The sequence below is a fragment of the Balneolaceae bacterium genome (assembly GCA_034521495.1).
In the GTDB taxonomy this organism is placed as follows: Bacteria; Bacteroidota; Rhodothermia; order Balneolales; family Balneolaceae; genus Rhodohalobacter.
This window is the reverse complement of the sequence record JAXHMK010000015.1, coordinates 25,941-46,421: the sequence shown is the minus strand read 5'-3', so window position 1 is coordinate 46,421 and position 20,481 is coordinate 25,941. Positions and strand designations below refer to the sequence as shown.

The following is a 20,481-nucleotide window of genomic DNA, read 5'->3' as shown; positions in this document are numbered from 1 at the left end:
TTAAATTAATAAGGTTTATTAAATACAGAGTGACCATGACAACCAACAAGAATGGACAGAAAAAAAGGTTGTGGGATTTTGAGCCGGTATCTAAAATCAAGTGGGAAGAACAGGTAAAAGAAGACCTGAAAGGGGCTGATTATAAAGCCAAACTTTCCTGGAATCCTCACGAAGGTTTCAAAGCCGCTCCCTTCTACACACGAGAGGATTTAAAGGATTTAGAGCATAATGCCGAAGACACCATCCTCAGCAAAGCGAAATGGAGTTGTTGCGAACCCATTTATGAAACTACCCCCGAAAAAGTAAATGGAGCAATCAAAAAAGCGATCCGCAAAGAATCGGGATCGTTTTACATCCAATCGAAATCTTCATGGAAATCCGGAATGCTTGGGGGCGATATGCACGGTGCCCAAATTCAAAAACAAACTGATTTCGATCGATTCATGGATGGGATTGAAGTGGAAAATGTTGATTTCACATTCGATTCGGGAATGACCACACCCGCACTCGTGGCAATGATGAAAAATCATTCAAAGAATTTTTCAAACTCAAAGTTTATCTTCGATCCGTTCGCATACATTGCAGAACGCGGACGGCTGCCAATAGGAGAAGAAAAATTAAAAGCCATTGTAAACGATCTTGCCTCTCAGAAGAATATGAAAACTCTCTGTGCAGACGGACTGTTTTATCATCGTGCCGGTGCAACTATTGTGCAGGAGTTGGGAATAGCTCTTGCTGCTGCCAGTGAGTATTTGTCTTTAATTGATGAAGAGAATAAAGAAAACGCGGTAAATACCTTATTTGTACGGTTGGCCGCCGGACCACTTTATTTTCCGGAAATTGCCAAATTCCGTGCGATCAGACTTTTGTGGAATCAGCTGATGGCAGCCTATGGATTTAAAAATTCACCTGAGTTAACTGTCATAGCAGAAACTTCAAAAACAAATAAAACCCTGACCGATCAGCATAACAACCTGATTCGTACCATTACCGAATCGATGTCGGCCGTTCTGGGCGGAGTCAATCAACTGATGGTTCATCCATATGATTTTCTTGAATCCACACCCGGAGAGTTCTCAAGGAGAATTGCTCGCAATGTTCAGTACATTCTGCGCGAAGAGTCCCATTTTGATAAGGTGGCCGATCCATCTGCCGGATCATACTACATCGAAAACCTGACCTCCACCATCGCCAAAAAAGCATGGGAATATTTTCAATCGATTGAAAATGAGGGCGGAATTCTGCAATCCCTTAAAAACGGATCCATCCAGGAAGTGATCAATCGTTCTGAACAAGAGCGTGAGGATGCCGTCAACCGCGGAAAAAATATACTGGTTGGTACTACTTATTATGCGAATGCAGAAGAGGAACTTCCCGATGTGAGCGACCCGCGCTCCTTCGCAGATTCACTCAAGTTGACAGATTACGAGTTTAACGAAGCCGGGAATAAGCTGATCAAATCTCTTCAACAAGCTTTTAAAAAAGAAGCTACCGTTGGAGATGTTATAGAGTCGATGCTTAAACCAGAAAAAGTACTCTACCAGACAATTGAAGAAACAAGAATCGGAGCCATTTTTGATGAAATCCGGCTCCGAACCGATTCACTTTCTGAGAAAACCGGCATTGAACCTGTTGTACATCTTATTCCGGTCGGAGACGTGAAATGGAGAAACGCCCGAGCTACCTTCTCACATAACACACTGGGTTGCGGCGGATTTACAATCGATCACCCGACCGGTTATGATTCTATCAATAAAGCAACTGAGAAAATTGAAACCGGCGATGCTGATATCTTTGTTCTTTGCAGTTCGGATAAAGAGTATGAAAATTTAATTGAACCCTTCTGCGAGGCGTTTGCAGATAAGGGAATCTGTATCCTTGCCGGGCATCCGGGAGACAACGAAGAGAGATACCGAACTGCAGGAATAGATCTGTTCATACACAAAAGCATGAATATCCCGGCCATGCTGTTAAACATTCAAAACGACCTGTTTGAAATGGAGAAAGACCATGAAACGACCTGATTTTTCAAAAATACCTTTCGAACCAACGAAGAAAAAAGAGAGCCGTTCTTCGACTACAAAAGAGAATATTTGGGAAACACCTGAAAAGATTTCGGTTAAAGATCAATTTACAGCAGATGATATAAAATCTGTTGAGCATCTCGATTTTGCTGCCGGCATTCCGCCCTATCTTCGCGGACCCTATTCTACCATGTACACCGTTCGGCCCTGGACAATTCGTCAATACGCAGGATTTTCAACAGCAGAGGAATCTAACGCCTTTTATCGCAGAAATCTGGCGGCCGGGCAGAAAGGCCTTTCCGTTGCGTTTGATTTGGCCACTCACCGGGGATACGATTCTGACCATCCACGCGTAACCGGCGATGTGGGAAAAGCGGGGGTAGCCATCGATTCCATTCTGGATATGAAGATCCTGTTCGATCAGATTCCGCTGGATGAGATGTCGGTTTCTATGACCATGAATGGTGCCGTAATCCCGATTATGGCGTTTTACATTGTAGCCGCCGAAGAGCAGGGTGTTCCGACGGAAAAACTGAGCGGAACCATACAGAATGATATTTTGAAAGAGTTCATGGTTCGAAATACATATATCTATCCGCCGGAGCCGTCCATGAAAATTATAGGGGATATTTTTGAGTATACCTCCCAAAAAATGCCGCGATTTAACTCTATCAGTGTGAGCGGTTATCACATGCATGAAGCCGGTGCTACCGCTGATATTGAGCTGGCCTACACGATTGCTGATGGATTGGAATATGTTCGCAGGGGAATTAAAGCCGGTTTGGATATCGACGATTTTGCCCCGCGTATCTCTTTCTTTTGGGCGATTGGAATGAACCACTTTATGGAGATTGCCAAACTCCGTGCAGGACGTTTGCTCTGGGCGCAATTAATGAAACAGTTCAACCCCAAAAATCCGAAGTCGCTTTCCCTGAGAACACACAGTCAAACATCAGGGTACAGCCTCACGGAGCAAGATCCTTTTAATAACGTAGCACGTACAGCCATTGAAGCGATGGCCGCCGCACTGGGACACACTCAATCACTGCACACCAATGCGCTTGATGAGGCGATTGCGCTGCCATCCGATTTCTCCGCCCGAATTGCGAGAAATACACAATTGGTTCTTCAGGAAGAGACCGGAATCACAAAGTCTGTTGATCCGTGGGCCGGTTCCTACTATGTGGAATACCTGACCGATCAGCTTGCCCGGCGAGCCATGGAATTGATTGAAGAAGTTGAAGAGCTCGGCGGAATGGCAAAAGCAATTCAAACAGGCATTCCAAAAATGCGGATTGAAGAGGCCTCCGCTAAAAAACAGGCGCGAATTGACAGCGGGAAGGAAACCATTGTGGGTGTAAACAAATACCGGTTGGAAAAAGAGGAACCAATCGATATTCTTGAAGTGGACAACGAAAAAGTCCGAAAGTCTCAGATTGAACGGCTTAAAAAGTTACGGGCTGAGAGGAATGAAGAGAAGGTTCAGCAATCGCTGGATGCCATCACCGAATGTGCAAAAACAGGCAATGGAAATCTTCTTGAACTGGCCGTAGATGCCGCCCGTAAACGCGCTTCTTTAGGCGAAATATCCATGGCGATGGAAGAAGAGTTCGGCCGATACCAGGCAACCATAAAATCAATCTCCGGGGTGTATTCATCCGAAATGAAACAGAATAAAGTATTTGATGAGGCCAGGAAACTTGCCGATAAGTTTGAAGAGCAGGAAGGACGTCGTCCCCGAATTATGATTGCAAAAATGGGTCAGGACGGACACGACCGCGGCGCAAAAGTGATCTCCACCAGTTTCGCCGATCTTGGTTTTGATGTGGATATCGGTCCGCTTTTCCAGACACCCGAAGAAGCCGCCAAACAAGCCGTGGAGAACGACGTGCATATCCTTGGTGTATCAAGCCTGGCTGCAGGGCACAAAACCCTTGTGCCACAAGTGATGGAAGAGCTGAAAAATTATGGACGTGAAGATATCATGGTCATCGTCGGCGGTGTCATTCCCAACCAGGATTATCAATATTTGTATGACAAAGGCGTGGCTGCCGTATTTGGACCCGGAACTGTGATTCCCGAAGCAGCAAAGAAAATTTTAAAGCTAATGTTGGATAAGAAACCACAGATCTCTACATGAACACCTGATCTCCCCTCGAGGGGAGACAGATTAGCGAGCGTCCAGCGAGTCTATCAGAGGGGTGTTCAACTGAGTCACGACTTCTACACCCCACCCTCCGCAAAGCGGAGTACTCCCCTCGAGGGGAGATTTTTATCACAACAATAAAGAAATCTATGCCAAACAAAGTTCATCCTTATAACCCCAGACTAAAGAAGCTGGCAAGGAAGCTGAGAAAAAATATGACATTGGGTGAAGTCCTTCTTTGGCAGGAAATCAGAGGGAAAAAACTTGGATATCAGTTTCACAGGCAAATTCCAATACACGAGTATATTGTTGATTTCTTTTGCCATGAACTTCAATTAGCCATTGAAATTGATGGAAGTTCACATGATCATTCTAAAACTTCTGAAGAGGATTTAGAAAGACAAAGTGAATTAGAGGATCTCGGAATTCGATTTCTGAGATTTGAAGAAATAGACGTTCGTAAAAACATAGATGAAGTTGTCAAAATCATTGAAGACTGGATTGAGCTGAATACCTGATCTCCCCTTGAGGGGAGACAATGACGGAGCGTTCAGCGGAGTTATTTGAGGGGTGTCCGCGTGATTTTGGATGTGTACCTTACACCCCTCCCCGCCTAAAGGCGGTACTCCCCTCAAGGGGAGATCTATTTGCGCCCTGTAAAACTCCCGCTCAATCTGTATATTCGCTTATTAAACTGACCCTAATATCAAGTATCTATATTCATGGAAATTTTTCTGACTCCCGAAAGCTGGATTGCTCTCCTCACCTTAACTTTTCTTGAAATTGTTCTTGGAGTCGATAACATCATCTTCATCTCCATTGTATCGAACAAGCTGCCTGTTCATCAGCAGCAAAAAGCACGTACCACCGGATTGGTTCTGGCCCTCGTATTTCGTATTGCAATGTTACTCAGTATCAGCTGGGTTATTGGATTTACAGAACCTGTTTTCACTATTTTCGAGATGGGTTTCAGCCTTCGTGATCTCATTCTTTTTATTGGCGGGATATTCCTGATCTTTAAAAGTACAATTGAAATTCATCATAAAATGGAGGGGCAACATGATGAAAAGGGACAGAAAGAACTCGCAACATTTGGCCAGGTTATTTTCCAGATTGTGGCGTTGGATGTGATTTTTTCATTTGACAGTATCCTCACCGCCATTGGTTTAACCGAGGAAGTCCTGCTAATGATCATTGCCATCACCATTGCAATCGGTGTGATGATTGTCTTTGCCGAAAAAATCAGCAGCTTTATCAAAAAACATCCTGCTCTGGAAGTACTCGCTCTCTCCTTCCTGATCTTGATCGGTTTCATGCTGATGATTGAAGCGTTTGAGTTCCACGTACCAAAAGGATACATCTACTTTGCGGTATTTTTCTCGCTTTTAGTTGAACTGGTCAACATGCGAATCCGCAAAAACAAAGATGCCGATGAGCCTGTGAAATTAAGGAAACGTTTTGAGGATGGGCCGGCGGAGTAAGTTTGCTTATCAGACATTGTATTTTTCTTGCAATTAAAAAGATTAAAAATTGGCAGGTATTTTTCTGCTGATCAAGTTTGCTTGCTGATAAGAAAAAATACAATGTCTTTCACGAAACCCATCCCTTGCTCTCAGCATGCTCCAGCGCTTGATGAGAATCCTCCATCAACAGAAAGGGAATATCCAGATCTTTTGTCATCTCTGCGATCTCCCGCCTTCTGGCATCGGAGTGTACATGGCGGATATATATCGCCTTCACCCGGCCGGGATATTTTCTATGGATATTGAGGTAAATCTCCGGGTCTTGTTCGCCACTGTCGCCAATCAGGATGAATGACAACCTATCGTAAACCTCCAGAATCTTTTTAATATTTTTGGTTTTGAAAGAATACGAGCTCTCCCTAATCCACTGGCTTGGACCAAATCCCAAATCACGAAGCATAAAAGGTGCTTTGGGAATACCATTGAGCTGACAAAACGTATCCAGCATTTCATACAGGTTGTACGAACTGCCAGATACAAAAAGAAGCGGATTTTCATTATCAACGGTCAGCGCCCGATAAAGTTCGGGAACCCCCTCAAAAGCCACCCGATTTTCCGAATCGTATCGAATTGTATTCAATACCATTTGAATTTTATTGATAATATCGGTGTGAATAATCGTGTCATCGATATCTGAAATTATGCCGAATGGATTTATTTGTTTTGAGATGAAAATCTCGCCGATAGTTTCCGGTTCAAAATCCAGATTAAACGGCATATGCGTAATCTCTAATTCAACATCATGCCAGCCATCATCAAGATTCATAGCTTGGAGATCTTTAAAATGAAGATCGAAATAGCCTTCATGATCACTGACGGAATCTGCCTCTACTCCATTCAATGTACCCTTCACACCCACGCCCGGAATTTCATCGCTGGCATATCGCTTCCATGTTTTCTTCAGGTTATAATAGAGCGTATTTGGCACAACTTTATCACCGTGAATAATCTCCTCCTTCTCAAGCACGCGCCCTCGAAGAAATGCATCGTCCTGGTTGCCAAACCCGCGATATGGAAACAGGATAACGTCGTTAAATAGATTGAGCCTGCTCTTCACCCTGTATTTTACCTTATCATATCTCCTCTCTGCTTTTATGATTAAATCTTTCAGCATATTCGGGTTTCGAGCGGTTATTCAGATTTGCGATCAAGTCTTTTCAGAAATTCAGGATATCCATATGAATCTTTTTTATCGAAGGATGAAAAATCGAGATCCAGGTGATTAATCAAACTCAACAAATTATCACGCTCACGGCTCGATGAACTAAAAGCCTCAAGTCCAACAGTGTAAAACGGTTTTTCCAATCCCTGAATTTGAATCTCGGTAAATTCAGCTCCACAACCTTCGGCGGGAAAACCCTCCTTACTCATTTCAATTTTATCCTGGCTGATGATTTTGTATGTCTTCTTAAAACGTTTCTTTTTAACGGATATCCAATCCCCGAGCATAGAATCGTCAATCGTGTTGAGAATATTCTTCTCTTCGGATCTGCTCCACTTGATCCAATGCTCCATGATCCCAAAATCAAGCTCTTCGTCTTCCGCACACTTCACTTTCAGCTCATGATTCCCCTCTCTGATTTTAATTCCCGTGTTTATGCTGTGTGAATTCAAATAATAATCGGTCCGATCCGGCTCCCTGTTACCCTCACCTTTCTCCTGCAGATTTACATAAAAATTCCACAGCATCTCTTTGCCTGTCGAGAACCATCGAATTTCGGAGCTTTTAAATATCATAAAATCACTTTATTTAACACTTTGTTAAGAATCGCCACAAAAACATGAAATCACAAAAATGAAAAAATTATCAAGTTTAAATTCCTATGTACCTTTTCGTGTTTTTGTGCTTTAGTGGCAAAATGAATGTATTAAAGATTGTACTTTAAATAAGATGTAATAATGTCTCCTTGGGGAGACAATGACAGAGCGATCAGCGGAGTTATTTGATGGGTGTTCACGTGAATTCGGATACACACGTTTACACCCCTCCCGCCTAAAGGCGGACTCCCCTCAAGGGGAGAATTTTTAAAACCATTTTTTACATTATGTCAAAACCCGACAAAAAATCTAATTCCAAATTTACCGATTCCATCAACCCAAACTTTAGGGCACAAAAAAGTTCCCTGAAGAGTAAGAAGGAGTTTGTGGATGGAATAAAGACCGGCAATCGAACCGTACTTTCCCAGGCTATCACGCTGATTGAAAGCACTCGTGGTGAGTACCGTAAATTGGGCGAGGAGATCCTCGAAGATTGTCTTGAAGATACGGGAAATTCTATCCGGATTGGAATTACCGGTGTGCCGGGAGTGGGGAAAAGTACATTTATCGAAAGTCTTGGAAAGAAGCTGCTTGAGGAGGGCAAAAAGTTGGCAGTCCTCACGGTTGATCCCAGCAGCAGCCGATCCAAGGGTAGTATATTGGGTGATAAAACACGTATGCCGGAATTATCGGCACATAAAAATGCGTATGTCCGCCCCTCACCAACCGGCGGCACGTTAGGTGGTGTAGCACGAAAAACCCGCGAAATAATTTTGCTCTGTGAAGCGGCCGGTTACGATATCATTTTTGTTGAAACTGTGGGGGTGGGCCAATCCGAAACCACGGTACAGTCGATGGTCGATTTTTTTCTGCTGCTGATGCTCGCAGGTGCCGGGGATGAGTTACAGGGCATCAAGCGCGGCATTATGGAGATGGCAGATATGATTGCCATTAACAAAGCGGATGAAAAAAATATTGAGAAAGCAAACCAGGCGAAGCAGGAGTATAAAAATGCACTCTCCCTTTTTCCCGCCCACGAGTCAGGGTGGAAACCGCCTGTCGTTACCTGTTCAGCACTTGAAAGAGTTGGGCTTGAAGAGTTGTGGACTGAAATTCAAAAGTATTTTACCCTCACAAAAGAAAATGGCTATTTCGAATCAAACCGAAAAGAACAATCTGTATTTTGGATGCATGAGGCGATCCAGGGCCAACTGAAAGAGACTTTTTTCCAGGATCCAAAAGTTGAAAAAGAACTCCCCGTTTTAGAGGAAAAAGTTGCGGCCGGTTCCATCAGTTCTTTTAAGGCTGCATCGGAAGCTTTTGAAACTATTTGAGGAATAATGGAGTTTTTTGCAGAACAAAAAATGGACATAGATCGTTAGTGGTACAATCTTTACAAAATTATAGCCAATCAGGTAGCCACAAAAACACGAAATCACAAAATTTTTAGTGTTTTTGTGCTTTTGTGGCCTCTTCTCAGGTGGGCTATTAAATTGATTTATTGATCCTGACACTATATTAATTTACTTGTTACTACATTAGCGATAGCAAATCAAATTTGCACCAAATGCTCTTGAATACTGCATCAGAAAAAACCGTTCACTATTACGACAAGCTTGCCGAAAAGTACGACAGGCAATACAAATCGTATCTGCAACACACGCATGAAAAATTTCTGGATAAAATAGAGCTCTCTTCAAGTGATGAAATTTTAGATAGCAGTGCCGGAACCGGGCTGTTGGCGCAGGAGATACTGGAGAAGTTTGGCCCGTTTGAACGATTGGTGCTAAATGACCCCTCTTCTAATATGCAGGAACGCGCAAAATACCGATTGAGATATCGGGATGAGGTTGAGTTTACCAGCTACTATTCGGAAGAGTTACCTTTTGATAAAGATTCATTTTCTCAAATTATCTGCCTGAACTCCTTTCATTATTATACCAATCAATCCCGTGTACTGGAAAATTTCAGCAAGATTATTAAACCCGGAGGAACTCTTTGGTTGCTGGACTGGAATCGGGTTGGTTCCTTCAAAATTGCTAATAAACTTATCGACTGGCTCACCCCTCAAAATATCAACAGCCGGACCCTTCCTGAACTGAAAGACCTGTTGACGGAAAATGATTTTGATGTGATTGAGGAGGATACCTGGGGCTATCGCTGGTGGAATTTTTTGTTTGTAAGATGTGAATTTGGTTAAGTAGCCTTATCAGACATGGTATTTTTCTTGCCAAATAAATGTATTGTTTTGAACAAGATTTTTTTATCAGCTAAGAAATACATTGCCACTTCTTAAAAATACCATGTCTTATTTCCCTTCCTCAAAGAAAAAAGCCACCCGGCAAATACCGGATGAGTGCGAGAACTCACTGTCAATCTTAGCTAACGCATTCATCCGAAGACCTCCTCACTGCAATTAAATCTCAGTATTCACCCATTATCCACCTCACTGCAATTAAATCTCAGTATTCACCCATTATCCATCTGCCTAAAAAAAACTTAGAGATTCTGAATTCAATTCAGAATGATTTTTTTCAGGGTCTGTAAAAGAGGGTTTTGCTCAATTCTCTCCGCTTGTATCCGGAGATGTGCTTAGCCCAAGCTGTTCTTTCACACGTTTAATTCCCTCGCTCGCTTTCGTTTTCCACCCTTTGGTAATTTTTTCAAATCTTTTTCTACTCTTCCTGGAAATTATCCTGCTGCATTAATACCTCTCCGAACGAAATTTCTTCAGCGGCCAAAACCATAATAGTGGTAGGCAACCCGCTTAAACGTTGCTGTAAACTTTTATAATAGGTAGGAAAATTGTTATCTGGTTCGGCCATTCCAAGAAATATCAAATCAGCATCACTGGATGATTCGTGGAGTATTTCATTAAAAGTACGTCCGTTTGCAGCAATTACCTCAGGTTTAGCTCCGGTACGGATTTTATCCGTAATTTGTATCAGGTTTCTTCTTGCATCTTCTTCTGCTTTTTTATCGTCCACCACCATCTTGAGGCGTACTTCCGCGTCATACCAGTTCCGGCTGCTTTGCAACAAGTAGGCAAGAATAATCATCAGTCCGCCATTCCCTTTTAAGCCGCCCCACCAGATATCAATATATTTGCGATTTCCGTACCCTTTCTCTTCATTATCATGAACCACCATCACATTCCGTTGCTGGTTGTGAATATGGGCGATCATATCGCAATATTTTTCCCGGTGTTCTTCATTTTCACTGTCACCTAAAATCACCGTGTTTGGAACCAAGGCACCTAATCCATACGACTCTATCAGTCGTTTGCCGCCCTCAAAAGCATCGGGAGCCGTTGTTACTCTGACTAAACTCTGGACACTTCGCTTATTTAAAAATTCTCGGATATTAGACTCCATATTTTTTCTTCGTTCGGAACTAATATTCTTGGTCGTTAAAATAGTGGCAGTGGTTAAGATTCCCCGATTGTGGGTTAGCAAAGAGGCAAGCTCAATTAAATGCCAGCGTTTCGTTGGAGCTCCGGAAAGTACGAGGGGATGCGGCCGCCAGGTTTTTGATTCCTCACTTTCACTGATACGCATTAGTCCTGCACGAGTAATCGCCATCCAGATGCCATTTTTAACATCTCCCCAGGCCGCTTTCATTTCCCGCTGCTGCAGCCACGTATAAATTATAATTACGAACAAAAATGCGATACCGGTTGCCACTGCATTGATTAAAAACATAACAGCGATACATCCTACAGCACCCAAAAGGGAGAAAAACCAGTGGACCTCGAATTTGGGACGAAATGAAGGGCTTTTTAGTAACCGTTCGATACCGGCCGCAATATTTAATACGCCATAGGTGGTTAGAAAAAACATGGTAAGTACAGGGGCAATCAGGTTCAAATCCCCAAACCATACTGCAACGAGTGCAACAGCTAATGTAAGAAGAGTACCGATACGGGGGGAGTCGTCTTCCCCGTCGCCGCGCCCCAGCCACCTGAGCCAGCGGGGTAACACACCGTCTCTTGCAAGGGCCTGCAGCACCCGCGGAGCTCCCAGAATGCTTCCCACCGCACTGGACAAGGTGGCTCCCCAAACACCAATCAGAATGGCATCTCCCCAATACGACATCCTGCGCATAATCAGCGGATCTTCAATCAGGGTGAGTGCATCGGCCCTGTTTGCCAAAATAATGGGTAAAGCCATATAAACCAGATATCCCACCCCAATGGCATAAAATGTACCCCGGGGTATTGATTTGGCCGGATTTTCCAGGTCACCCGACATATTAACCCCGGCCATAATACCTGTAACAGCGGGGAAAAACACAGCAAACACAACCCAGAATCCTTCCGAATTCTGATTAGAGGCCCCCCACATCTCTATGTTCGATTGTTCAATCGGGCTCCCGAAAGCGAGGGATAACAGCGATAATACAATCCCAAACATGATAAAGTACTGGGCACGGATGGCCACTTTTGCAGAGATTAGCGCCAATGCGGCTACTCCAACCGTAGTAATTATACCTACTACTTGCATATCAAGTGATGGAAATACACCGACTACACTTTCGGCAAAACCAACAGTGTAGAGAGCCACGGAAAAAGCCAGGGCAATATAAAGCGGAATTCCGATAGCCCCACCCGATTCAATACCCAGGGAGCGGCTGATCATATAATAAGCCCCGCCAATACGAACACGCTGATCCGTTGCAATAGCAGCTATGGAAAGGGCTGTGAGAAAGGTAATGGATGTTGCTATCGTAACAATCAGAAGGGTTCCTATCAGCCCGACATTACCAACGACCCAACCAAAGCGAAGGTACATGATAACCCCAAGTATGGTAAGAATAGAGGGAGTAAATACACCTCCAAAGGTACCCAAACCGCCTTTGTGTGGCGATATTACATGCTCCTGATCAGGAGCATTTCTTCGAAAAGGATTCTTCATTTAAAATAGTATGTTAAAAAATTTAGTGCGAACCGGTAAAATTGCAGTACAAATACGGGACGCTTAGTCTGTTAAAAAAAATGCCTGAATAAAAGCATCAAAAAATTAGAGATGTTTTGTAAAGTTAACTGAATGGAATCTTTAAACCCATTTCCATTTTAGCGAATACAACAGTTCAAAAATAGGGGGTTAAAATACACTTAAAAAAACTTTCGAGAAAATTTCTAATAAACGTTATTCAACGGATCAGCATTGTATTTGTTTAGCGATCTGTAGATAAAAATCGAATCAACTGGCAAAACCGGTGTGTCCCCCTCACCCCTTCGCCCCTCTCCCGCGTATCTGTTTAGCGGCTGAATGCAGAATTTTTTTGATCTCAGATTGGAGATATGCGATATTCGATTGCAGATCTAGAAGAAGAGGTTCAGATCGTATATCTGAGATCGAATATCTCCAATCGCATATCGGTATTCCATACTCTACAAGGTTCTCTATTCAACGGTTAGATTGACAGTCATTCGCTAAACACATACTCTCCCGCGGGAGAGGGCGAAACGATGAATGGTCTTGAACCGAGCGTCTTTCGCGCTAAATAAGTACTCCGCATTAGCTGATCAGGGAGAAACGTTTTGGACAGGTGTGATTCTCTCTGTAAAATCTCATCCCAAACTTCGAACTTTAGAACAACTCACAACCATCCTTCAGTTATTCATTCTGAAAGCTGTAGCTTGATAGCTATTTTATTCCCGTTCGGATATCTTTAACAAATTTTCAGACCGAACTCATAATTATCAACACTCATGACTCAAACCGAAAACTACATTCAGAGCCGATTTGGGGATCCTAAAAACCGCCGGCGTATTATTACCGGTTTTTTTATCGCTTTGATTATTGCCGGGTTTTATCTCGGATTTACAGATGCTTTCCCCGAACAGGATGGGCATTACGGTTTTTGGTCTGTCATGCCCCCGCTTGTTGCCATTGTTTTGGCATTCTGGACCCGGGAGGTTGTGAGTGCACTTTTTATTGGCGTTTGCCTGGGCGGGGTGATTGCCGGAGAGGTCAATATTGTTCAGAGTTTTTTAATTCCCTCCATCGGTACCGAAAGTTTTGCGCTTATTTTGCTGGTTTACCTGTGGGCACTGGGCGGTTTGATTGGAATCTGGACCCGCACCGGCGGAGCAGAAGAGTTTGCCACATGGGCCAGTAACAAGATGGTACGCGGCCCTAAAACCGCAAAGTTTTTCACCTGGATTATGGGCCTCATTTTTCACCAGGGCGGAACCATCAGCACGGTATTAACAGGGGCAACAGTTCGCCCGGTAGCCGACAAGCACAAGGTTTCCCACGAGGAGCTGGCCTACATGGTCGATTCTACAGCCTCTCCAGCCGCCACCTTGATACCCTTTAACGTGTGGCCATTTTATGTGAGCGGATTAGTTGTGGGAACCCTTCCGATGTTTTCGGAACCGATGGATGGTGTGATCTTCTTTTTTGATGCGATCAAATACAACTTTTACGCCATTTTTGCCATCCTGATTACTCTTCTTTTTGCGTGGGAGAAACTGCCGTGGGTTCCCGGTAAAAAGATGCGCACTGCCATTAAACGGGCAAGGGAAGGCGGTCCGCTGGATCGCTCCGATGCTACCCCAATGGCCGCCGATGAACTCACTCAAAAAAGAGTCCCCGAAGATTACAATCCCGGCCTGATTGATTTCTTTGGTCCGATTGGGGCTTTGCTTGGAGTTGCGATCATTCCCTTTGTGGTCTCTTATTTCTTTATGGGGCAGCGAGAAGATCCCACACTTCTCATCGCCGAAGCATTTGTGATGGCCGTTCTTGTAGGTTTAGGCATTGCCATGGCGAAAGGGATGAAACTCCAGGAGGTAATTGATGGATTTATTGACGGGTGTAAAGGGGTTACAATCGGAGCTATTATTTTGGCTCTGGCAGTATCTCTTAAAGAAGTGGCAGATGCTGTGGGGACAGCCCCCTATGTGGTTTCTATCCTGGGTGATCTCGTACTTCCCGCTTTTCTCCCCGGTGTTTTGATGGTTCTCTGTATGATTATTGCTTTCTCAACCGGAACCTCATGGGGCACATACGCAGTGGTGTTCCCGGTTGCCGTTCCGCTGGCCTGGGCGGTTGTACCCGATCCGTTTTTTCTGACACTCTGTTTTTCCGCCGTAATCGGAGGCGCCGTATTTGGCGATCAATGCTCGCCCATTTCCGATACAACCATTTTGAGCTCGCTGGCTACCGGCTGCGATCTGATGGACCACGTAACCACGCAGTTTCCTTTGGCAATTTTGGCAGGACTTTTGGCAATTATTAGCTATGCATTGATGGTTGTTTTCTTTGTTTGATGAAAACTCCCCTCTTGGGAGGGGACAGATAGCAAAGCGTTCAGCGTGCTATCAGGGGTGGGTTCATGTGAAACCATCATTTGCTCTTTTTTCAGCTTAATTCTGACACACCCCTAAATCCCCTCTCCCCGAATGGTCCTATCGTGTGGACACAAGTTTATCTTTAAGACATTTACCGGAATCAATGATCAATAGTTATCAGAGATCCCTCCAGCTGCAGACCCTGATCAGTAAAATCCCGTCCATGCGTTCGCTCGCGCTCTCTAGTCGGGATGACGACGACAAGGGGTGATGGAAGCGGCGGGCATACAGGGTCGTGTTTGGCAAACACGGTCATGTACTGCCCGCCGCTGATACCCACCACATCCTGTGTCATCCCGACTAAAGAGCGTAGCGAACGCATGGAGGGATCTCATGATAAGCTTATTATGCCTGCACGGCTTCACAAGGATCTTGGTATATAATTGAATAATGTAGAAGATGTGTCCACACGATAGGAAGTTTCGGGACAGGCAAGAGAGAACTTCCAAACAATTAATCGGCTCAGGCGAGCCGATCTATGTAACACGGCTCGCCTGAGCCGTGAAAAACTTTCCACAAGCATTCTTCAAGTCAAACAACCTGGCAGAGTATCCGCTTTTTGGATTCCTGCCAGAGTTGTACTTTTGTTTCGCAATGAATCTTTTTGGAGATGCGAACTCTCAGGAACTTCGCTCCGCTTCGTACTCTGTCAGGTTCTTGAGATCTAATCAAGGATTCGTCAACGCATACACCAGCAAATTCACACCAAACTGCAGCGCCGCATCGGTCACATCCTGGGGGTTATCAAATTCATCAAATGCCCAGCCATCAGAGGGATTGGATTCGTAGGTGTAGAGCAAAACCATGCGGCCATTTTTGTAAACGGCAAATGCCTGTGGAGGCTCGCCATCATGCTCATGCACTTTTGGCGGACGGCCATCGGGAAAATTATAGACATTGCTGTAGATGGGGTGATTGGCCGGAAGCTCAAAAAACCGTTCTTCCGGAAAAATATTTTGCAGAATTTCTCGAACATATTGATCCATCCCATAATCATCATCCACATACAGAAAACCACCGTTCTCGAGATAGGTTCGAAGATTTTCCATCTCGGCATCATTCACGGTGATATTGCCATGCCCCGTCATAAACAAAAATGGATAGTTGAAGATATCCCGGCTTCCAAGCTGTACATCATCATACTCCGCGTTGATACTGATCGGTACACGGTTTTTGGTGAACTCAATCAGATTCGTTAGAGATGAGGGCACATTATACCAATCCCCGCCTCCGCGATATTGCACTCTGGCAATCTTGAATCCATCATCATTTTGTGCAAACAGATAGGTGGAAGGAAACATCAAAAAAATAAGCAGTACTGAGTAAAAAAGTTTTTTATACATGCAAAAGATCTTTCAAGTATCATTAATTCTTTTCAAATAACGGAAGTAATCGTCTCTTCATATTTTACTCACGAAATCTACTAACTATTTCAGTATAATTGAATTTGATAAGACTTCCGAAGTCTTACAGAACAACATCAATACTTTCGTTATTGAAACAAGGATCTAACTTTAGCAACGTTTCGGCAGACTTCGGAAGTCTATGATGATCTGTGAATCCGATGTTGACAGAACGTTAGCCAAGGTATACCTGAAATTTTACCCATCATACCATCCTAACTTTTATGAATAAATTGATTCTGACTCTCGTTTTTCTGGGTTTAATCCCCACAGCTATTTTAGCACAATCTGCAGATGATGAAAAAATATATGAACCCAATTGGGAATCGCTGTCCGAACATACAGAAGCCCCTGATTGGTTTCGGAATGCTAAATTTGGAATCTACTTCCACTGGGGAGTGTACTCGGTGCCGGCTTTTAACAATGAGTGGTATCCCCGCCACATGTATGCACCAGATTTAGAAGAGCAGGGAGAGGAAACATGGGGACAAGAAGTATTCGAATTTCATACTGAAAATTATGGTTCCCCTTCTGAATTCGGCTATCCTGATTTTGTACCGATGTTCACAGCCGAAAATTTTGATCCACAGGAGTGGGCCTCGCTTTTTAAAAAAGCCGGAGCACAATTTGCAGGCCCGGTAGCCGAACACCACGATGGCTTTTCGATGTGGGACAGCGAAATCACTCCCTGGAATGCCGCCGATATGGGTCCCAGACGAGACATCACAGGAGAATTAGCTGAAGCTATACGAGGGCACGGCATGAAATTGATCACCAGCTTTCACCATGCACGAAATAACCTTTGGAAACCGGAAGGAGAAGATGAGTGGACCGGGCATTATTCTTATGTGATGGAGCATTATCCATCCCTGCTGGATGATCCGAAAAGAGCCATCCTATATGGATATTTACCCCGGGAGGAGTTCCTTAAAATGTGGAATAATAAGTTGAAAGAGGTAATCGATAAATATCAGCCCGATATTATGTGGTTTGATTCCTGGCTGGATGAAATCCCGGATAGCGTTCAGACAGATTACCTGGCATACTATTTCAATAAGGCTCAAGAGTGGGATAAGGATGTGGTTGTGACCCGAAAACAGGAGGACCTTCCCCTGAGTGTAAGTGTGTTGGATTATGAAAAAGGCCGTGCCAGCGAGATCAATGAGCATCCCTTTTTAACGGATGACACCATCAGCATGGGAAGCTGGTGCTACACGGAAGGGCTCGGGATTAAAAGTACATCCATTGTGCTGCATTCGTTGATTGATATTGTTAGTAAAAATGGTCAGTTGTTGTTAAACATCTCTCCAATGGCTGATGGAACCATTCCCGAAAATCAGAAAGAAGTGCTTCTTGAAATCGGAGATTGGCTCGAAATAAATGGCGAGGCGATCTATGGCAGCCGTCCCTGGATAGTGTACGGAGAAGGACCCACTCAACTACAGGAAGGGCAATTTGGAGGAGTGACGGATGCCGAAGGATTTACAGCAGAAGACGTTCGATACACCCGACGGGGTGATATTCTTTATGCGATGATCCTCGGATGGCCGGGAGCAAATACAGAGTTTCAATTTGATGAACTCAACGCCGGTAACTTAGATGGAAAAGCCATTTCAGAAATATCCGTCTTAGGAAGTTCTGAAGAGATTGCCTGGAATCAGAACGATAACTCATTAACAGTTACAATGCCCAATAAAACTCCGGATGAGAAAGCGATTGTTTTTAAAGTTCGAACGGAGTAGAAAAACTTACAAAAAGTGGCTTCCCGCTCCTCCTCGATCAGACTTACTAAACCGTAACGTAAACTTGTTCTCTGCATCTCCTTCGGTATAATCAAACTCCGCTTCTAATTGCCGGGACAATACCTGGATCAACTGAAAACCAACTCCGTCACCTTCCTCGTCAGTTAGATATTTTTTGATAGAGGTTCCGTTATCCTGAATGTTAACCTGAACATCCTCTTTCTCCTTCTCAAATAGCGAGATAATTATTGCCGGATCTTCCACCTCCTGGAAACCAAACTTCGCAAGAAAGTAAATAACCTCACTTACAATCAGCGAGCAGGGAATAGACTGATTAATATTTATAACGACAGGTTCACATTCGTAAGAAACTGAGATATCCCCCAAAGCTGATAAAGTTTGAATGGTTTCTTGTACAACTTTCTTCAGATTTTTTTTGTAGTTCAACCGCGATAAACTCTCCGATTCGTAAAGCTGCTCATGTACGGCCGCCATACTGGAGATGCGCGTAACACTTTTCAACAACTTTCTTTGAACAGCTTCATCCGGTTCATTCAGAGCTTCAAGCTGAATCAAACCGGATATTATAGCCATATTATTTTTTACCCTGTGGTGAATTTCACTCAGCAACGTTTTTCGTTCATCATGAAGGCGCGTATTCGTAATAGCAATAGCGGCCTGGTGTGCCAGTGCCTGGAAAAGATACACCTCGCTATCCCGGTAACCGGCTCCATTCTTTTTGTTTATGGCCTGCAAGACTCCAATGACCTCTTCGGATTGATTTTTCATTGGAACGCATAAAATATTTCGGGTTGTAAAAGCGCCGGGATCAAAGTCACCGTAAAATCGTTCGTCCGATGATACGTCATTTACAATTTGAGCTTTTGCATTCGTAGCTACCCAACCGGCAATTCCCTGGTCTTTTGGGAAACGCTGTCCGTGAACTTTCTCACGAACCGGCCCCGTCGGTACGGTAAGAATCAGTTCATCCGTCTCTTTATCTAACAAAAAGACAGAGCTGGCTTCGCTGTTAGTAATTGTTTTGGCCGCTTCAATGATATTTTGAAGAACATCATTAATCTCCAGGTTAGAATTAATCTGGCCAATAAGCTCCAGTAGATGATTCAGATTCTCGTTGTTCTGAAAATCACTCGATTGGTTTTCGTCCATAGTTCAGGATAATTGCGGGGCTTTTTGAAGCCATATTTAGTAAACGTTTACGATAACGAGTGTGTAAATGTATCAATGAATTGGTTGATCTGAAAATTAACGACTCTAACGACTCTCTTTAACTTGTTTTTTCATTTTTTTAGCAGCCATGGCATAGCCGCCATCCATACCATCCACAAAGTGGATATGCTCCCTGTGATAGTTCGTTACATAGCAGGTAATAATAAGGCTGTTGGAGCTGTGCACACCATAAAACAGTTTTCCCTTATTATGCATCTCCTCTAAAAAATCTTCCACTTTCATCCTCTCTTCTGATGTTCCCGAAGCTACAAATCTCAGAGCTTCACTAAATTTTCGAAAATCCACATGCTTAATCAGGTCCGATTTATAGCGGCCCCAATCGGTATTTTTCGTCTCCGTATTACTCTTCATCAGGTAGATGCCGGAGGTTAGCTGAAACAGAAGTTTCCAGGCGTATTTCAGCTTCTTTTTCAGGGTGGGTTTCCACGTTCTTATTTTCCACTCAACCGCCAGTTTCTTCCAGCTTTTTTTGAAAATAAGTTTCGCCTCCGAAATTGGGTTTCGATCATTTAGCGATCCGTAAATATCATCAATTTTTTTCAGACACTCTTCATAGATCTCCGAATTTTCAGTGTCGTTTTTTCCCGTTGCTTTGATGATGTATGAGGTAATCTCCTCCTGGTCCGGCGGTATCTCCTGCCATCTGCACTCCAGTCCCTCCAAATTTGCTACATACCCATCTTGTGGTTCATCCTCATCTTTTTCCTTGTCTTTGATGAGTGATTCAGCGTACTCCAGTCCATCACCCCAAAAAACCGCCTGACTGGTGGTTTCCGATAGCCTCATTTTAGCCACTTTCACATCGAGCCCCTCTTTTCGCACATCGGCAACAGGAACTGAACCTGTGCGCATATCCAACCCAAAACTATCTTGAATGGCCTGCCTGCAAAATGCCAGAGTTTGTTTGATCTCAGAGTGTTTTTGATCGGGTACAAGTACAATTGACCCGTCTCCGCCAAACGTAAAAGGCAGCGAACCAAAATCTTTAAAGAGGTTTGAGATTCCTGCAATGATGGACGCCCCCGCCATATTCACCTCTTTGTACTTCCCGTTTTCGATCGCTTCTGTAGAGTTTCGAATATCCCCGGCTATGATCCACCAATCATCCGGGACGGGATGATAAAGTGCCCCGTCTGATACCTTTCTGAAATCAGAAAATTCAGGAAGATTATCGTAAAAATTCGAGTTGTCAGTCATAATTCTTCCAAAATGATACCACACTTTTTGTGTGAATCAAATAGAGCAAAAATAGTTTTCGGCGATCGAATCCGTTT

14 protein-coding genes are annotated in these 20,481 nt (G+C 43.8%); 8 read left to right on the top strand and 6 right to left on the bottom strand.

Annotated features, from left to right (window positions below; genetic code table 11):
- The first annotated feature begins 35 nt into the window (after positions 1-35).
- The 4 genes from U5K72_14825 to U5K72_14810 all read left to right on the top strand — a co-directional run bounded on the left by U5K72_14825 (position 36) and on the right by U5K72_14810 (position 5,651).
- Positions 36-2,024 (top strand): methylmalonyl-CoA mutase family protein, encoded by a 1,989-nt coding sequence (locus U5K72_14825; protein ID MDZ7720086.1) that lies wholly within the window; start codon positions 36-38, stop codon positions 2,022-2,024.
- Positions 2,011-4,164 (top strand): methylmalonyl-CoA mutase, encoded by a 2,154-nt coding sequence (scpA, locus tag U5K72_14820; protein MDZ7720085.1) that lies wholly within the window; start codon positions 2,011-2,013, stop codon positions 4,162-4,164. The genes U5K72_14825 and scpA overlap by 14 nt, the downstream gene beginning before the upstream one ends.
- Positions 4,165-4,319: 155 nt before the next feature.
- Positions 4,320-4,688: an endonuclease domain-containing protein gene (locus U5K72_14815; protein MDZ7720084.1), complete on the top strand. Its 369-nt coding sequence runs from the start codon at positions 4,320-4,322 to the stop codon at positions 4,686-4,688.
- 204 nt (positions 4,689-4,892) lie between these two features.
- Positions 4,893-5,651, top strand: a complete 759-nt coding sequence (locus U5K72_14810; protein ID MDZ7720083.1) for a TerC family protein — start codon at positions 4,893-4,895, stop codon at positions 5,649-5,651.
- A gap of 109 nt (positions 5,652-5,760) precedes the next feature.
- Here U5K72_14810 and U5K72_14805 read toward each other — a convergent pair whose 3' ends face one another.
- Positions 5,761-6,807 carry a phosphatase domain-containing protein gene (locus tag U5K72_14805; GenBank protein ID MDZ7720082.1) on the bottom strand — a complete coding sequence of 349 codons (1,047 nt, stop codon included), beginning with the start codon at positions 6,805-6,807 and terminating at the stop codon, positions 5,761-5,763.
- A gap of 17 nt (positions 6,808-6,824) precedes the next feature.
- A complete protein-coding gene (locus tag U5K72_14800) occupies positions 6,825-7,430 on the bottom strand; it encodes a hypothetical protein (protein MDZ7720081.1) in 606 nt (201 codons plus the stop codon).
- 308 nt (positions 7,431-7,738) lie between these two features.
- Here U5K72_14800 and meaB point away from each other — a divergent pair, with 308 nt between their 5' ends.
- A complete protein-coding gene (gene meaB / locus U5K72_14795) occupies positions 7,739-8,785 on the top strand; it encodes a methylmalonyl Co-A mutase-associated GTPase MeaB (GenBank protein ID MDZ7720080.1) in 1,047 nt (348 codons plus the stop codon).
- A gap of 233 nt (positions 8,786-9,018) precedes the next feature.
- A complete protein-coding gene (locus U5K72_14790; protein ID MDZ7720079.1) occupies positions 9,019-9,651 on the top strand; it encodes a methyltransferase domain-containing protein in 633 nt (210 codons plus the stop codon).
- Between the two features lie 475 nt (positions 9,652-10,126).
- Here U5K72_14790 and U5K72_14785 read toward each other — a convergent pair whose 3' ends face one another.
- Positions 10,127-12,364 carry a Na-K-Cl cotransporter gene (locus tag U5K72_14785; protein MDZ7720078.1) on the bottom strand — a complete coding sequence of 746 codons (2,238 nt, stop codon included), beginning with the start codon at positions 12,362-12,364 and terminating at the stop codon, positions 10,127-10,129.
- Positions 12,365-13,164: 800 nt separating this feature from the next.
- Between U5K72_14785 and U5K72_14780 the strand changes: the two genes are divergently transcribed.
- Positions 13,165-14,730 (top strand): Na+/H+ antiporter NhaC family protein, encoded by a 1,566-nt coding sequence (locus tag U5K72_14780; protein ID MDZ7720077.1) that lies wholly within the window; start codon positions 13,165-13,167, stop codon positions 14,728-14,730.
- A gap of 749 nt (positions 14,731-15,479) precedes the next feature.
- Here U5K72_14780 and U5K72_14775 read toward each other — a convergent pair.
- A complete protein-coding gene (locus tag U5K72_14775) occupies positions 15,480-16,154 on the bottom strand; it encodes a DUF4159 domain-containing protein (protein MDZ7720076.1) in 675 nt (224 codons plus the stop codon).
- A gap of 284 nt (positions 16,155-16,438) precedes the next feature.
- On the opposite strand from U5K72_14775, the gene U5K72_14770 reads away from it, so the two are divergent.
- Positions 16,439-17,956: an alpha-L-fucosidase gene (locus U5K72_14770; GenBank protein MDZ7720075.1), complete on the top strand. Its 1,518-nt coding sequence runs from the start codon at positions 16,439-16,441 to the stop codon at positions 17,954-17,956.
- 6 nt (positions 17,957-17,962) lie between these two features.
- Here the strand turns inward: U5K72_14770 and U5K72_14765 are convergent, their stop codons facing one another.
- Positions 17,963-19,126, bottom strand: a complete 1,164-nt coding sequence (locus U5K72_14765) for a histidine kinase dimerization/phosphoacceptor domain -containing protein (protein ID MDZ7720074.1) — start codon at positions 19,124-19,126, stop codon at positions 17,963-17,965.
- Positions 19,127-19,231: 105 nt separating this feature from the next.
- Positions 19,232-20,404, bottom strand: coding sequence for a DUF3095 domain-containing protein (locus U5K72_14760; GenBank protein MDZ7720073.1), 1,173 nt, complete (start codon positions 20,402-20,404; stop codon positions 19,232-19,234).
- Positions 20,405-20,481: the final 77 nt, after the last annotated feature.

Bases quoted from the DNA above. Each gene is read 5' to 3' on its own strand.
- U5K72_14825 (MDZ7720086.1), top strand. From the start codon at position 36: ATGACAACCAACAAGAATGGACAGAAAAAAAGGTTGTGGGATTTTGAG.
- scpA (MDZ7720085.1), top strand. From the start codon at position 2,011: ATGAAACGACCTGATTTTTCAAAAATACCTTTCGAACCAACGAAGAAA.
- U5K72_14815 (MDZ7720084.1), top strand. From the start codon at position 4,320: ATGCCAAACAAAGTTCATCCTTATAACCCCAGACTAAAGAAGCTGGCA.
- U5K72_14810 (MDZ7720083.1), top strand. From the start codon at position 4,893: ATGGAAATTTTTCTGACTCCCGAAAGCTGGATTGCTCTCCTCACCTTA.
- U5K72_14805 (MDZ7720082.1), bottom strand. From the start codon at position 6,807: ATGCTGAAAGATTTAATCATAAAAGCAGAGAGGAGATATGATAAGGTA.
- U5K72_14800 (MDZ7720081.1), bottom strand. From the start codon at position 7,430: ATGATATTTAAAAGCTCCGAAATTCGATGGTTCTCGACAGGCAAAGAG.
- meaB (MDZ7720080.1), top strand. From the start codon at position 7,739: ATGTCAAAACCCGACAAAAAATCTAATTCCAAATTTACCGATTCCATC.
- U5K72_14790 (MDZ7720079.1), top strand. From the start codon at position 9,019: ATGCTCTTGAATACTGCATCAGAAAAAACCGTTCACTATTACGACAAG.
- U5K72_14785 (MDZ7720078.1), bottom strand. From the start codon at position 12,364: ATGAAGAATCCTTTTCGAAGAAATGCTCCTGATCAGGAGCATGTAATA.
- U5K72_14780 (MDZ7720077.1), top strand. From the start codon at position 13,165: ATGACTCAAACCGAAAACTACATTCAGAGCCGATTTGGGGATCCTAAA.
- U5K72_14775 (MDZ7720076.1), bottom strand. From the start codon at position 16,154: ATGTATAAAAAACTTTTTTACTCAGTACTGCTTATTTTTTTGATGTTT.
- U5K72_14770 (MDZ7720075.1), top strand. From the start codon at position 16,439: ATGAATAAATTGATTCTGACTCTCGTTTTTCTGGGTTTAATCCCCACA.
- U5K72_14765 (MDZ7720074.1), bottom strand. From the start codon at position 19,126: ATGGACGAAAACCAATCGAGTGATTTTCAGAACAACGAGAATCTGAAT.
- U5K72_14760 (MDZ7720073.1), bottom strand. From the start codon at position 20,404: ATGACTGACAACTCGAATTTTTACGATAATCTTCCTGAATTTTCTGAT.